This window comes from Celeribacter arenosi (assembly GCF_039539485.1).
GTDB lineage: Bacteria > Pseudomonadota > Alphaproteobacteria > Rhodobacterales > Rhodobacteraceae > Celeribacter > Celeribacter arenosi.
Map to the genome: position 1 here is coordinate 244,874 of NZ_BAABDF010000001.1, position 13,457 is coordinate 258,330.

A 13,457-nucleotide genomic window follows, 5' to 3' on the forward strand; every position below is an offset into this window, starting at 1 on the left:
TCATTCCGTCAGCTCGCGCAACCTATCAATGAATGTGTGACAAGGCTATGTCACAAATATCCTAGAGGGGGGCGACGGCTTCGCGCAGCCACGCGCGGGCATCGTCGGAAAGGCGAGGGGAGATTCTGTCCCACACCAAGGCGTGGTATTCGTCGATCCAATCACGCTCCCATGGTGCGAGAGCATCCGGATGGATCAGATTGCGGTCGATGGGCACGAAGGTCAGTGTCTCGAACTCGAACATCTCGCGCTTGTCCGACCCAGGCGGCATTTGGGCAGGTTGAACCACGATCAGGTTTTCAATGCGAATGCCAAACGCGCCTTCGCGGTAATATCCGGGCTCGTTGGAGAGGATCATCCCCTCTTCGAGCGCCACATCCGAAACGCGTGATAGCCGCTGCGGGCCCTCGTGCACGGATAGGTAAGCGCCCACACCGTGGCCTGTCCCGTGGTCATAGTCTCGCCCCTGACGCCAGAGGGCGGATCGGGCCAAGGCATCCAGATGCGCGCCTGTGATCCCTTTGGGGAAACGTGCCGCCGAGATGGCAATCATGCCCTGCAGGACGGCGGTGAAAGCTTCGCGTTCATCCGCGCCAATATCGCCCAAGGCGACGGTGCGGGTAATATCCGTGGTCCCGTCGACATATTGTCCGCCGCTGTCGATGAGGAGCAATTCACCCTCTGCAAGGGGGCGATTGGTTTCTTCGCTCACGCGGTAATGGACAATCGCGCCATTCGGGCCAGAGCCGCAGATCGTTTCAAACGAAATGTCCTTGAGCGCGTTGGTCGCGCGCCGGAATCCTTCGAGTTTTTTGACCACGTCGATCTCGGACAGTGTTTCGACAGCCTGATCGGAGAGCCATGCCAGAAACTCGACCATGGCCGCGCCGTCGCGCAAATGCGCTTCGCGGGTGCCTTCGATTTCCTGCGGTGTTTTGCGGGCTTTTGGCAGTTGACACGGATCGGTGCCCTCAACCACGTCGGCTTTTGTGAGCAGACTTACCACCGCATGTGGGGCGCTGGCCGGATCGACCAGAACGCGACCCTCAAGGGCGGAGAGGGCTTCGGCCAGGGCGGCATCATCGTAGATTGAAATTCGAGGGTCCTCGGGGAGGTCCGCGAATTTGGCCGGATTTGCGAAAAGGGACAGTTTGTCCTCCGCGGGAATGATCGCGAATGCCTGCACGACCGGTGTATGCGCGATGTCGCTGCCGCGGATGTTGAGCAACCACGATATGGAATCGGGCAGGGTCAGGACCGCCGCGTCGGCACCGGATTTTTTGAGGCTCTCGCGAATTTCATCCAGTTTGTCATCGGAGGTGCGCCCTGTGAATTTGACCGATTGGGCGACCGCCAATGCGGCTGGCGGGGCGGGGCGGTCGGCCCATATCCGGTCCACGAGGTTCGCGCCTGCGACCAGTTCCGCGTCCGTGTCGGTCAATGCTTTGCGGATCGCGCGGATCTCGGCCACCGTGTGCAACCATGGGTCAAAACCGATCCGGCGGGCCTCAGTCTTTTTGAGCCAGTCGACGGGTTTGGTTGCGGGCCAGTCGATGAATTCGAACAGGGCGGGGTCACACTGCGCGCGCACTTGGACGGTGTAGCGACCGTCGGTGAATAGGGCGGCCTGCGAGAGGCCGATGACTGCGCTGCCTGCGGAGCCGGTGAACCCTGTTAGCCACGCCAGACGGTCATCGCAATCGGCGACCGTTTCGCCCTGATGGGCATCCGCGCGCGGAACGAGGTAGGCGTCGAGACCAGCTTGGGCCATTTCAGCGCGCAGGGCAGTGACGCGGGGGGCGGCTTGGTCGGGGCGGCTCGTGACGTTGAAGCTTTGAAACATCGCTCAAACCTTTGGTTTTGCATAAAGAATTTTAATCCGGATCGCCGGCGCGCGGTCAATCCGGTTCACGAGGCGCGGCGAATGCCCATGAAGCGGGCGCGCGCGCGCGGATCGCTGTCAAACAGGGCCGCGAGTTGTTCGGTCATCGCGCCGGCCAGTTGTTCGACGTCGGTAATCGTCACGGCGCGTTCGTAGTAGCGCGTCACATCATGACCGATCCCGATCGCGAGCAGTTCGACCTGTTTGCGCTTTTCGACCAACTCGATCACGTCGCGCAGGTGTTTTTCAAGCGTGTTCGCGGGGTTGACCGACAGCGTGGAGTCATCGACCGGCGCACCATCCGAAATCACCATCATGATTTTGCGGGCTTCCGACCGTGCGAGCATCCGTTTGTGCGCCCACTCAAGCGCTTCACCGTCGATGTTTTCTTTGAGCAGGCCTTCTTTCATCATCAACCCGAGGTTCGCGCGGGTGCGGCGCATAGGTGCGTCGGCGGATTTGTAAACGATGTGGCGCAGATCATTCAGTCGACCCGGCGCGTGCGGGCGTCCCGCAGCGAGCCAGTCTTCTCGACTTTGTCCGCCTTTCCAAGCGCGGGTGGTGAAGCCGAGAATTTCGACTTTTACCGAGCAGCGTTCGAGTGTGCGTGCGAGAACATCCGCACAGATTGCGGCAATGGAAATCGGGCGACCACGCATCGAGCCGGAGTTGTCGAGCAGCAGTGTGACGACGGTATCGCGAAATTCGGTGTCCTTTTCGACCTTGAAGGAGAGGGGCGTGGTCGGGTTTGCCACGACCCGTGCGAGGCGCCCTGCGTCCAGAATGCCCTCTTCGCGATCGAACTCCCACGACCGGCTTTGCTGTGCCTGAAGGCGGCGTTGGAGTTTGTTGGCGAGGCGCGACACCGCACCTTTGAGTGGTTCAAGTTGTTGGTCGAGATAGGCGCGCAGGCGCTCCAACTCCGCAGGCTCCGCGAGGTCTTCGGCCAAGACTTCTTCATCGTATTGCGTTGTAAAGACTTGGTAATCCGGATCAGCCTCGGAATGCGGCATGGGCTGGGGCGGCTCCATTTCCGCCTCGTCCTGGGGCAGCTCTACTTCCTCGGAAAACTCTTCGTCGGCAAGGTCATCAGAGGAGACCGTGGCCTCCTGCATGTCCTGTTGCTCTTCGGTGCTATCCTCGGGTGAAGCGTCGGTTTCGGAATCCTGTTCCTGCTCTTCGCCTGTGGAATCTGGGTCTTCTTCTTCCTGTTCCGTCTCGGCGTTCTGGTCTTCTTCGGGGTCGGTCTGGTCGGGATCATCGCCCAATTGGTCGCCGTACCCGAGTTCTTCGATGACGCGGCGCGCGAGGCGGGCGAAGGCTTTTTGATCTTCCAGTGCGGAGTCGATGTCGTCGAAGGTGCCTTCGGTCTGGCCCTCGATAAAATCCTGCCAGAGCGACATGATATTGTCCGCGCCTGCGGGGAGATCGCGACCCGTCGCCTTGTGGCGCAGATAGTAGCCCATCGCCTGTGCGAGCGGGGCGTCTTCGGTTTTGGTCACACCGTCATACCCACGGCGCGCGGCATCGTTTCCGATTTTGGCGTCGATGTTTCCGGCGGTTCCGGGCATGTGGCGGGCACCCACGGCCTCGCAGCGCGCGGTTTCCAAGGCATCGTAGATGTCAAAAGCCATTTGGCCGGAAGGGGCGTAGCGGGTGAAGGTTTTGTTGTCGTGGAAGCGGTGGCGCAGCGCGAGCGCATCAGCGGTCCCGCGCGCGATCAGCACCTCTTCCTTCGTCAAGCGGCGCGAAACCTGTGGCAGGCGTAGGGTGTCGCCCGACAGGCCTGCGGGGTCCATAGAATAGGTGACCGACAACTCGGGGTCGTGGGCCATCACTTTGGTGGCTTCGGCGAGCGCTTTTTTGAACGGATCGGCCGCGTTATCTGTGGGCTTGGTCATAGCCGAGTTAAACCATGCAGGGATGGGGCGAGCAAGGGGAAGCGAGGGCGCACATGAATTGCGCTTGTGTGCACATATGTTGCTGTTGCGATTTGGTTGTGTGCGTAGATATTTGGGATAGCACCCATTTACGAACAGGAGAGACCATGTCTACGCCTAAAATTGCAATCATCATCGGCTCCACACGGGAAACCCGTTTCGCCGATAAGCCCGCCGCATGGCTGATCGAAAAAGCAAAAGAGTTGCGCAGTGATCTCGACTTTGACTTGGTCGATCTGCGCGATTTCGACCTGCCGCTGTTTGACGAGCCTGCCTCCAATCTTTGGATGCCATCGCAGGACCCCAAAGCCGTCGCATGGCAGGAAAAGATCGCCCAGTACGATGGCTTCATTTTCCTCGTGGCGGAATACAATCACTCGATCACCGGCGCCCTGAAAAACGCGCTCGATCAGGCCTATAAAGAGTGGACCAAAAAGCCGATGACTGCTTTTGCCTACGGGTCCATGGGCGGCGCACGCGCTCTGGAACATCTGCGCGCCATCGCGGTTGAACTTCAAATGGTGCCCGTGCGCAGTGCGTTGCATCTCGGCGGGCGAGACTTTTTCGCCGTGCATCCCATGGGTGGCAATGCGCCATTGTCCACCGTGGAAGATGCGTTGGTCCCTTCGTTGACCGGCATGTTGGAAGACTTTTCGTGGTGGGTCAAAGCGACCTCTGCTGCACGGGCGTCTGACGCGGCAAAAGCGGCCTGATCCAAAGGCCCATGGTTTCGCCGGACCCGAAAAGATGTGCGGCGAAGCAACGACCAGCGCGGCTCATACGGCGTGTTTCCAGTAGACGTGTCGTTTGGGCTGCGCTCTCGCCAGCTCTCTAGCCGGGGCAGCCTCGGCGTGACATTCAGCTAAGGATCAAGGACAGGCAGGTCCCGATTTCAGCCGTTGCGCGACGGTGCGCATGGAGCGCAATCTCGGAATTCGGTGAAAAGTGCGCGCGCGTCAAAAGGGCAGAATGGGCCATCTTCGCCGATATGCGAAGGTGCATCACGTCCGGTTTTCGATCGGGGTCCATGACGGATTCCAACAGGGTGACCATTGCGGAGCGCTGCGCCACTGTGCGGTCGGACGCGGGGTCGGAGATCAGCCATTGGAATTCCATTTGGGCGGACAGGCGGCCTGCGCAATAGGCAAACTCGCGCGTGAGCGGGTCGAAAGGTCGGGCTTCGACCGCCGTGCCAAAGGTGGAAAGCATCGCGATTGCCGCCACATAGAAAGTTTTTAGACCGCCCATAAAGTAAACTTTATGGGTAAAAAGCTGATAGTCAATTAATCAAAATGAAAACTTTCGCCGCACGTGCAAAAGATATGTAAACACGCATCCGTTCATTTTCAGTTGCAAAACAGCGCCTTAAACGGGTTGCGCACCTGTGGCGATCCGCGCGAGTAGATCCACGTGAATATCCAGCGCATCAATCACGCGATAGCCCACGTCGAGATCACAGAACGCCAGATTGAGGTCGGTCCCTGCCAACACAATCGCCTGCGCACCCTGTTCCTCAACCATCCTACGTCCGGCATCGATCAGGAGCGCACGCTGATCGGCTGAGCACGCTCCCCGCACCGCGATGTCCTGATAGGTTTGGCCCAGCGTTTCGATGTCATCGTCGCGCACAACGGCCTCGGTTTGGTGTAGTTGGCCGTAGAGGCGTGATCGCATGACCCCACGCGTTCCGAGCAACCCGACACGTTTAATACCGGCGGCGACAAAATGGTCATCCAACGGGGCCACACCGGACACCAACGGCAAAGCTGAAATCGCGGCGAGTTCGTCAAAACAGTAGTGCCCGCCAAGCGAGGTGAGGGCCGCAACGTCGCACCCCGCGCCCTTTAGTTCGTCAATCTGGGCTGCGAAGATGTCGGCCTGGGGTTGGCGGATGTCGGCCAAATTGTTGCGGATCAACGTATTGATATCGCCATGCGAGATGGTCAGGCGAAGCGTGCCGCCGCGCATTTCCACCGCTTTCACGAGCCGCTGATAATAGACCACCGTCGCCGCAACGCCGATGCCGCCGATCAGGCCGATATGCATCAGCTTGCGATCGACGCGGCGCTTTCGGGGAGCTCTTCGTCAAAGCAACGCTGGTAGAATTCCGCCACCGTCTGGCGTTCGAGTTCGTCGCATTTGTTGAGGAACGTCAGGCGGAAGGCATAGCCGATATCGCGGAATATTTCGGCATTCTGCGCCCATGTGATGACGGTCCGTGGCGACATGACGGTCGACAATTCGCCGTTCATGAAGGCAGTGCGCGTCAACTCGGCCACGGTGACCATCTGGCTGATCTGTTTGCGGCCTTTTTCGGTGTTGTAGTGCGGGCACTTCGACAGGACGATTGCGGCTTCGGCATCGTGTTTGAGGTAGTTCAACGTCGCCACGAGGGACCAGCGGTCCATCTGTGCCTGGTTGATCTGCTGGGTGCCGTGATAGAGACCGGTCGTGTCACCCAGACCCACAGTGTTCGCCGTCGCGAAGAGGCGGAAACAGGGGTGGGGCGTGATGATTTCGTTCTGGTCGAGCAGGGTCAGTTTGCCGTCATGCTCCAGCACACGCTGGATCACGAACATAACGTCCGCGCGGCCGGCGTCGTATTCGTCGAACACGATGGCCACGGGATTGCGCAGCGCCCAAGGCAGAATGCCTTCGTGGAATTCGGTGACCTGTTTGCCGTCGCGCAGTTTGATCGCATCTTTCCCGATGAGATCGATCCGGCTGATGTGGCTGTCGAGGTTGACGCGCACAGCCGGCCAGTTCAGGCGTGCCGCGACCTGTTCGATATGGGTGGATTTGCCCGTGCCGTGGTAGCCCTGCACCATAACGCGACGGTTGTGGGAAAAGCCTGCCAGAATGGCCAGCGTCGTATCGGGATCGAATTTATAGGTCGAGTCGATGTCAGGCACGCGGTCCGTGCGGTCTGCAAAAGCTTTGACCTGCATATCGGTGTCGATGCCAAAGGTATCGCGCACTGAGATGGTTTCGGTGGGTTTATCGCTCGCGTTCATGGTCTCTTCCGCCTCTGCCTTATCTCGCTTGGACTTCGTGCCTCATATCATTGGGGGGTGCAAGGGGGCGAGCCCGCCAATCGGTCCCCATCGAGGTCGCGGGTCTGTGAGATGTTGTGATCGCGAAACGGTGGTCCGTCTTCGGCTGGCTCCCGTAGCTCTTATATCCTCGGCACTGGGTCGGGGCAGATGTAGGAGTTTTCCAATGAAATCCATGATCCTTACCGCAGTCGTCGCAGCATCCCTGTCCACCGCAGCCTATGCAGATGGTCATGCCACCGCGAACCCGATGGTTGGTGGAGCCGAGATGTTCGCTGATAAAACAATCGTCGAAAATGCAATCAATTCCGCCGATCACACGACGCTGGTCGCCGCCGTTCAGGCCGCCGGATTGGTCGATACTCTGAGCTCCGAAGGTCCCTTTACCGTATTTGCCCCTGTGAATGACGCCTTTGCGGCGCTGCCTGATGGCACGGTCGAAACGCTTTTGATGGAAGAGAACAAAGACCAGTTGGTGAAAATCCTGACCTGTCATGTGGTTGCGGGCGACGTAATGGCCAGCGCGCTCATGGGAATGATTGCCGATGATGGTGGCGTGTATGAGGTCGCGACCGTTGGTGGCTGCACGCTCAAAGCGATGATCGAAGACGGAATGGTGAAGATCGAGGACGAGTCCGGTCAGGTTGCCACTGTAACGATTGCAGACGTGGACCAGTCCAACGGCGTGATCCACGTCATCGATACGGTCCTGCTGCCTGCGATGTGATCTGCGCATGACTTAAACAAAATGGGGGAAAGGGGGGCCACGGGTCCCCTTTCCTTGTCTCTGTATCCTGTTACCCCTAAAAGCTGAAAAAGACTGACACACAAAGGGGAAGACAATGAGCGGCCTTCTGGCACTTCTCGACGACGTGGCCGGCATCGCAAAGATCGCGGCTGCCAATGTAGACGATATCGCCACGCAGGCTGTGAAAGCCTCGTCAAAGGCCGCAGGTGCGGTGATTGACGACGCGGCTGTCACGCCCAAATACCTCACGGGGTTCAAACCGGCGCGTGAGTTGCCGATTGTGTGGAAAATCGCGCTGGGGTCGATCCGGAACAAGCTTTTGATCCTGTTGCCTGCCGCGCTGTTGCTGTCGGCCTTTGCGCCATGGCTCATTACCCCGCTATTGATGCTGGGCGGGGCCTATCTGTGTTTCGAGGGCGCAGAAAAGGTCTACCATCTGTTCTACCCGCACGAACCCTACGCCGATGGCCAATTGGACTCCGATGGCGATCCACAGCATCTGGAAGAGGAAAAAATCGCGGGGGCGGTAAAGACCGATTTCATCCTGTCCGCAGAGATCATGACGATTATTCTCGCCGCGCTCGATCCGACGGCCTCGATCTGGATGACCGCAGGCGCGCTGGCCTTTGCGGGTGTTATCATCACCGTTGCGGTTTATGGCGCTGTCGCGCTGATCGTGAAGGCGGATGATGTCGGACTATGGCTCGCGGAAACCGGTCGGTTGTCGTTCACCCGTTCTCTGGGGCGCGCGATCGTCAAGTTCATGCCGTGGTTGATGCGGGCGCTGATGGTTGTCGGCACGGCGGCAATGATTTGGGTTGGCGGGTCGATTTTGATTCACGGACTTCATGAGCTGGGTCAGCATCAGCCCTATGAATGGATCCACAACGTCGCGGTCGCAGCCGCTCACGCAGTGCCATCGGCCGTTGAGTTTGTCGAATGGGCCGTCACCGCGTTCTTTGATGGGGTGTTCGGCCTGATTGTCGGCCTGTTGCTGATCCCCGTTGTTGCGCGGATCATCGATCCGGCGATTTCGGCGATCAGAGGCAAAGAAAAAGGCGCCCATCACTAGGGCGCCTTTTGGTAATCATCGCGCTGGCTTATTTGAACCAGCGGCTTTCTTTGAGTTGATCCCAGGCCCATACGACCTGCTGCAACTGGTCTTCCTGCGACCGGTCGCCGCCGTTCACATCGGGGTGCAAGACTTTGATCAGGGCGCGATACTGCTTCTTGATCTCGTTCTTGGTCCAATGGTCTTTGGCCTCGAGAATTTCAATCGCCTGGCGTTCAACCGGCGGCAGTTTGCGCGTGTGACCGTTGGGGTCTGATTTGCCGTGGTTGCGCGTCGCGTTCTCGCCGAGCACCTCATGGGCATCGTCGATGCCGAGGCGTTCCCACGCGCGTTGCTCGACCGACTTTTTGCCAAAGGGCTGTGTCGGGCGTTCGCCGGTTTGGCTGGCTTTGATCTGGGCTTCCATTTCTTCGGCCGAAGCGTTGGTGAAGAAATTCCATTTCAGATTGTATTCACGCACATGGTCCTTGCAGAACCATTTGTACTCATCGAGGTGATCGGGAGAGCGGGGGGCGCGGTACTTTCCGGACTCCTCGCAACCATCGTGCTCACATAGCCGTTTGGATGTTTCGAATGCACCGGACATGCCGCGGCGACCGCCACGCTTTTTCTTTTTTGCCGATGAAACCGACATATCGAAACCAAAGGGATCTTCTTGTGTCATCTGTCTGACCTTTTCGACTCGGACGCAAGACCTTAGACGATGTGGGGAAAAGGGAAAAGGCTGGACCAATGAAAATGACAGATGCAATTCGTGATCGTCTCGAAACGGCGTTGACGCCGACCCTTTTGGAGGTCGTTGATGATAGTGCGGCGCATGCGGGTCATGCGGGCAATCCCGGTGGTGATGGGGAAACCCACTTTAACGTGGTGATCCGCAGTGAGGCGTTCGCAGGTCTTTCACGCGTGGCACGTCACCGCGCCGTGCATAGCGCGCTGGGTGACCTCGTGCCGCAAATCCACGCGCTATCGCTCGACCTCGACACCCCTTGAGGGGTTAGTCGCGCTTTGCGGCGATCAGGGGGCGGGGTTTGGGTGCTTCGGCCTCGGAGGGCTCGGTGACAGGCTCCACATCGGTGGTCTCGGCTTCGAGCGGCTCGACACTTTCGTCGATGGTTTCGTCAACGGGTTCTGCAATCGCGTCCTGCGCCACAGGTTTGATCGCCTGTTCGATCTCACGCCGGAACACGAGGACGGTGTAGTAATTCGTCGTTCTGCTGGTGAGGCCCGCGCGTTCTTCCATCGGCAAAAGGTCGGCGCGAATGTATTCCCATCCGTCCTTTGCCTGCGCGTTCAGCGTGGTCTCCATAGCCTGAGCGATCCGACCCTCCGGCGATTTCACGCCCTTCGCCTTTTCACCCTTTTTCGAGGCGGGAACAGTTTTGTACTCGTAAAGCGGCATGGGTCTCTCCTTTGTCGCGCAAGGTTTAGCGGATGGGGTGCGGGGGTCAAGTCACCTGATCGCGCGCGCATGCGGTGTGTGGCGCGCGAATTTCGACGTGGCGCAACCAGTCATTTACCAATCCTGCCTAGGGTCGACGCGGATTGTCACCACCCCTCGCAGGAGACCACATATGGCAGACTGGAATGTCCATCGAATGCTGCGGGGCGTCGCGATATTCGCAATGACTGCCGCGGTTACTCTCACGGCCCGTCCTGTTGAGGCGCTTGAGTTTAGTGGTGCGTCGTTACAAATCGGGACGGCGGACTATGTTCTGGACACCTCGTCACGTCCGAAACCACAAGTGGTCCTGTCGGTGGAGGCGGTTATTGCACCCCGCTGGCGAGCGCAGTTTGACCTCGCCTATGCCCGGTTTCCGGGCACGTCCGTGCAAAACGTGACAACGGCGATGATGCATGCAGGGTATCATCATGATCCGTTCGCCATCGGCCTGTTTTTCGGAGTCGAGGAGGATGCGGGCGGCAATGGTGGGACGGTGTTCGGCGCAGAGGCGGGATTTCAGCACGGGCGTCTGTCGGTGCAGGGCCATGTGGCGCAGGCAGACTTCGATGCAACGCGGCGTGATTTCTACGGAGGTTCGGCACGTTTGGCGTTAAATGATTGGCTGTCTTTTGGCATAGGGGTGGATCGCAGCACCTTTGGTGCGAACAGTTTTCGCACATGGCGGGCGCAGGCGCGTTACGCCGTCACGGAAAGGGTCGAAATGCGGGTGGAGGCAGGGAAAATGCGCACTTACCTCGGTGCATCATCACCTGATGAAGCCTTCGCGGGTGTCCATTTCCGAGTATCATTTGGCCGAGAGGCGCCGCGATTTGCGCTGCGTTCATTCTATGCGGCGGCACCTGTGGGGTTGTTTCCCTGACGCGGTGCTTCGAGGCCCCGCGTTCACGCGGGGCGCTCGCAGATATTCAGAGGCCGAGTTTGGATTTGACCAATGCGTCGACAGCGCCCGGGTTGGCTTTGCCTTGCGTTGCTTTCATCACCTGACCGACGAACCAGCCCGCAAGTTTCGGGTTCTGTTTCGCCTTTTCAACCTGATCGGGGTTCGCGTCGATCACCGCATCCACAGCCGCCTCGATGGCACCGGTGTCGGTAACCTGCTTCATGCCGCGATCCGCGACGATCTGCGCAGGATCACCACCCTCGGTGTAGACAATCTCGAAGAGATCCTTGGCGATTTTACCGGAGATATCACCGGACTTGATCAGTTTCACGATCCCGCCGAGCTGTTCGGGGGAAACGGGGCTCTCGGAAATATCGTGGTCTTCCTTTTTCAGACGACCAAAGAGTTCGTTGATGACCCAGTTTGCCGATAGTTTGCCGTCCTCGCCTGTGGCGACGACTTTTTCAAAGAAATCGGCATTCTCTGTTTCTGCGGTCAGGACTCCGGCGTCATATTCGTTCAGGCCGAAGTCTTTCACAAAGCGGACTTTTTTCTCGTCGGGCAGTTCGGGCAGGGAGGCTGCGATGTCGTCGACCCACGCCTGTTCGATTTCGAGCGGCAAGAGATCGGGGCAGGGGAAGTAGCGGTAATCATGGGCTTCTTCCTTGGAACGCATGGAGCGCGTTTCGCCCTTCACCGCGTCATAGAGACGGGTTTCCTGATCGACCGTGCCGCCGTCCTCGAGGATGGCGATCTGGCGGCGCGCTTCGTAATCGATCGCGGCCTGAATGAAGCGGGTCGAGTTCATGTTCTTGATTTCGCAGCGCGTGCCGAGATGTGAAAAATCCTGTGTTTCCCAGTATTTCTCATAGGCACCGGGACGACAGACCGAAACGTTCACATCGGCGCGCAGGTTCCCGTTTTGCATATTCCCGTCACAGGTTCCCAGATAGCGCAGGATCTGACGCATCTTGAGGACGTAGGCCGCCGCTTCTTCGGGGCCGCGGATGTCGGGGCGCGACACGATTTCCATGAGCGCGACACCGGTGCGGTTCAGGTCCACGAAGGACATGTTGGGGTCCATGTCGTGGATCGATTTGCCTGCGTCCTGTTCGAGGTGGATGCGTTCAATGCGCACGCGGCGCGCCACACCGGGTTCCATATCCACGATCACCTCACCCTCGCCCACGATGGGGTGGTAGAGTTGGGAAATCTGGTAGCCCTGCGGCAGATCCGGATAGAAATAGTTTTTGCGGTCAAAGGCCGAAAACAGGTTGATGTCGGCCTTGAGGCCCAGACCGGTGCGCACGGCCTGTTCGACACAGAATTCGTTGATCACCGGCAGCATGCCGGGCATGGCGGCGTCGACGAAGGACACGTTGGAATTCGGCTCGTTGCCGAACTTGGTCGAGGCGCCGGAAAAGAGTTTGGACTTGGATGCAACCTGGGCATGGATTTCCATTCCGATAACCAATTCCCAGTCGTCTTTCGCGCCGGAAATGACTTTTGGCGATGGGGGTGTGTAGTCGAGATGGTCGAGCATGATCAAAGTCCCGCGTTTAGGCATTGTTCCGCCTTCTAGGACAGGCCCGCGCGGGGAGCAAGGGGCGGGCTTTTCAACCGGCCCTGTTTGGCGCAATATGGCAGGGTTGTAAGGAGTTCAGGGGCGTCTGTTGCGATCCATTAGCATTGTTCTGACTGTTATAGCCGCGCTTGCGGCCGCTGCGCCGGTTTTTGCCATTGAGCAAAGTCCGCTGCCGGACGCGCGCCCCTATGAGGTGCGGATGCCTGATTTACGCTGGCAGAACCAACCCAAAGGTCGTTCGTGGACGCGGGCGGCGATGCGGGCGATCAGCAACCATGGGGGCAACCTTGTGCGCACGGTGCCGAGCGACATTGCACGCTGGTGCCCGGGGTATCCCGATCAGACTGCGCAAGGGCGGGCCGCGTTCTGGGCCGGTCTTTTGTCGACGCTTTCATATCATGAGAGCACGTGGCGCGAGGGGGCCGTTGGGGGTGGTGGTTTGTGGTTCGGGTTGACCCAAATTGCGCCACCGACCGCCCGTTGGCGAAATTGTCGTGCGCGCACGGGTGATGACCTGCGCGACGGGTCGCTCAATCTGTCCTGCGCTGTTCGGATCATGAACATAACCGTCCCGCGCGATGGCGTCGTTAGCGCAGGCATGCGCGGGGTCGCCGCCGATTGGGGGCCGTTCCATTCAGAACGCAAACGCGAAGACATGCGGGCGTGGCTGCGCGGTCAGGAATTCTGTCACGCAACATTCACACGCTCGCCAGTTCCAAAACAGCGCCCGGCAACATTGCGTATAGGCGCGATGCTTCCCGTTGACGCGAATGGCCAAGGGGAATGGGTGTTGCCGCGCGAGGTTAGCAACCCCTTCTAGGCTCCGCGTTGT

At 59.1% G+C, this 13,457-nt stretch carries 14 protein-coding genes; 6 read left to right on the forward strand and 8 right to left on the reverse strand.

Going from position 1 to position 13,457, the window contains the following annotated elements:
* Nucleotides 1–61: 61 nt before the first annotated feature.
* Both ABD815_RS01270 and cobT read right to left on the reverse strand, forming a co-directional pair.
* Entirely contained in the window at nt 62–1,843 is a 1,782-nt protein-coding gene (locus tag ABD815_RS01270) for an aminopeptidase P family protein (protein ID WP_344842355.1), read from the reverse strand.
* A gap of 65 nt (nt 1,844–1,908) precedes the next feature.
* Nucleotides 1,909–3,783 carry a cobaltochelatase subunit CobT gene (gene cobT, locus ABD815_RS01275; protein WP_344842358.1) on the reverse strand — a complete coding sequence of 625 codons (1,875 nt, stop codon included), beginning with the start codon at nt 3,781–3,783 and terminating at the stop codon, nt 1,909–1,911.
* Between the two features lie 146 nt (nt 3,784–3,929).
* Between cobT and ABD815_RS01280 the strand changes: the two genes are divergently transcribed.
* Nucleotides 3,930–4,535 (forward strand): NADPH-dependent FMN reductase, encoded by a 606-nt coding sequence (locus ABD815_RS01280; protein WP_344842360.1) that lies wholly within the window; start codon nt 3,930–3,932, stop codon nt 4,533–4,535.
* A gap of 145 nt (nt 4,536–4,680) precedes the next feature.
* Here ABD815_RS01280 and ABD815_RS01285 read toward each other — a convergent pair whose 3' ends face one another.
* The 3 genes from ABD815_RS01285 to cobS all read right to left on the reverse strand — a co-directional run bounded on the left by ABD815_RS01285 (nt 4,681) and on the right by cobS (nt 6,836).
* Nucleotides 4,681–5,070, reverse strand: coding sequence for a hypothetical protein (locus ABD815_RS01285; protein ID WP_344842363.1), 390 nt, complete (start codon nt 5,068–5,070; stop codon nt 4,681–4,683).
* Between the two features lie 117 nt (nt 5,071–5,187).
* Nucleotides 5,188–5,868, reverse strand: a complete 681-nt coding sequence (locus ABD815_RS01290; RefSeq protein WP_344842366.1) for an aspartate/glutamate racemase family protein — start codon at nt 5,866–5,868, stop codon at nt 5,188–5,190.
* A complete protein-coding gene (cobS, locus tag ABD815_RS01295; protein ID WP_344842369.1) occupies nt 5,868–6,836 on the reverse strand; it encodes a cobaltochelatase subunit CobS in 969 nt (322 codons plus the stop codon). The genes ABD815_RS01290 and cobS overlap by 1 nt, the downstream gene beginning before the upstream one ends.
* A 205-nt stretch (nt 6,837–7,041) precedes the next feature.
* On the opposite strand from cobS, the gene ABD815_RS01300 reads away from it, so the two are divergent.
* Nucleotides 7,042–7,602 (forward strand): fasciclin domain-containing protein, encoded by a 561-nt coding sequence (locus tag ABD815_RS01300; protein WP_425549829.1) that lies wholly within the window; start codon nt 7,042–7,044, stop codon nt 7,600–7,602.
* A gap of 115 nt (nt 7,603–7,717) precedes the next feature.
* Nucleotides 7,718–8,695, forward strand: a complete 978-nt coding sequence (locus ABD815_RS01305; protein WP_344842371.1) for a DUF808 domain-containing protein — start codon at nt 7,718–7,720, stop codon at nt 8,693–8,695.
* A gap of 28 nt (nt 8,696–8,723) precedes the next feature.
* Here ABD815_RS01305 and ABD815_RS01310 read toward each other — a convergent pair whose 3' ends face one another.
* Nucleotides 8,724–9,359 (reverse strand): J domain-containing protein, encoded by a 636-nt coding sequence (locus ABD815_RS01310; protein ID WP_344842372.1) that lies wholly within the window; start codon nt 9,357–9,359, stop codon nt 8,724–8,726.
* A gap of 68 nt (nt 9,360–9,427) precedes the next feature.
* Between ABD815_RS01310 and ABD815_RS01315 the strand changes: the two genes are divergently transcribed.
* A complete protein-coding gene (locus tag ABD815_RS01315; protein WP_344842375.1) occupies nt 9,428–9,688 on the forward strand; it encodes a BolA family protein in 261 nt (86 codons plus the stop codon).
* Nucleotides 9,689–9,692: 4 nt separating this feature from the next.
* Here ABD815_RS01315 and ABD815_RS01320 read toward each other — a convergent pair whose 3' ends face one another.
* Nucleotides 9,693–10,097, reverse strand: a complete 405-nt coding sequence (locus ABD815_RS01320) for a DUF4177 domain-containing protein (RefSeq protein ID WP_344842377.1) — start codon at nt 10,095–10,097, stop codon at nt 9,693–9,695.
* 172 nt (nt 10,098–10,269) lie between these two features.
* Here ABD815_RS01320 and ABD815_RS01325 point away from each other — a divergent pair, with 172 nt between their 5' ends.
* Nucleotides 10,270–11,019: a mitochondrial porin family protein gene (locus tag ABD815_RS01325; RefSeq protein ID WP_344842380.1), complete on the forward strand. Its 750-nt coding sequence runs from the start codon at nt 10,270–10,272 to the stop codon at nt 11,017–11,019.
* Between the two features lie 46 nt (nt 11,020–11,065).
* Here the strand turns inward: ABD815_RS01325 and gatB are convergent, their stop codons facing one another.
* Nucleotides 11,066–12,583, reverse strand: a complete 1,518-nt coding sequence (gene gatB, locus ABD815_RS01330) for an Asp-tRNA(Asn)/Glu-tRNA(Gln) amidotransferase subunit GatB (protein ID WP_344842456.1) — start codon at nt 12,581–12,583, stop codon at nt 11,066–11,068.
* A gap of 130 nt (nt 12,584–12,713) precedes the next feature.
* Here gatB and ABD815_RS01335 point away from each other — a divergent pair, with 130 nt between their 5' ends.
* On the forward strand, nt 12,714–13,445 hold the full coding sequence (locus ABD815_RS01335) for a transglycosylase SLT domain-containing protein (RefSeq protein WP_344842382.1): 732 nt from the start codon (nt 12,714–12,716) through the stop codon (nt 13,443–13,445).
* The last annotated feature ends 12 nt before the right edge of the window (nt 13,446–13,457 follow it).

What these genes read in the sequence shown, in the direction of transcription:
- ABD815_RS01270 (WP_344842355.1), bottom strand. Translation starts at nt 1,843, where the DNA reads ATGTTTCAAAGCTTCAACGTCACGAGCCGCCCCGACCAAGCCGCCCCC.
- cobT (WP_344842358.1), bottom strand. Translation starts at nt 3,783, where the DNA reads ATGACCAAGCCCACAGATAACGCGGCCGATCCGTTCAAAAAAGCGCTC.
- ABD815_RS01280 (WP_344842360.1), top strand. Translation starts at nt 3,930, where the DNA reads ATGTCTACGCCTAAAATTGCAATCATCATCGGCTCCACACGGGAAACC.
- ABD815_RS01285 (WP_344842363.1), bottom strand. Translation starts at nt 5,070, where the DNA reads ATGGGCGGTCTAAAAACTTTCTATGTGGCGGCAATCGCGATGCTTTCC.
- ABD815_RS01290 (WP_344842366.1), bottom strand. Translation starts at nt 5,868, where the DNA reads ATGCATATCGGCCTGATCGGCGGCATCGGCGTTGCGGCGACGGTGGTC.
- cobS (WP_344842369.1), bottom strand. Translation starts at nt 6,836, where the DNA reads ATGAACGCGAGCGATAAACCCACCGAAACCATCTCAGTGCGCGATACC.
- ABD815_RS01300 (WP_425549829.1), top strand. Translation starts at nt 7,042, where the DNA reads ATGAAATCCATGATCCTTACCGCAGTCGTCGCAGCATCCCTGTCCACC.
- ABD815_RS01305 (WP_344842371.1), top strand. Translation starts at nt 7,718, where the DNA reads ATGAGCGGCCTTCTGGCACTTCTCGACGACGTGGCCGGCATCGCAAAG.
- ABD815_RS01310 (WP_344842372.1), bottom strand. Translation starts at nt 9,359, where the DNA reads ATGACACAAGAAGATCCCTTTGGTTTCGATATGTCGGTTTCATCGGCA.
- ABD815_RS01315 (WP_344842375.1), top strand. Translation starts at nt 9,428, where the DNA reads ATGAAAATGACAGATGCAATTCGTGATCGTCTCGAAACGGCGTTGACG.
- ABD815_RS01320 (WP_344842377.1), bottom strand. Translation starts at nt 10,097, where the DNA reads ATGCCGCTTTACGAGTACAAAACTGTTCCCGCCTCGAAAAAGGGTGAA.
- ABD815_RS01325 (WP_344842380.1), top strand. Translation starts at nt 10,270, where the DNA reads ATGGCAGACTGGAATGTCCATCGAATGCTGCGGGGCGTCGCGATATTC.
- gatB (WP_344842456.1), bottom strand. Translation starts at nt 12,583, where the DNA reads ATGCTCGACCATCTCGACTACACACCCCCATCGCCAAAAGTCATTTCC.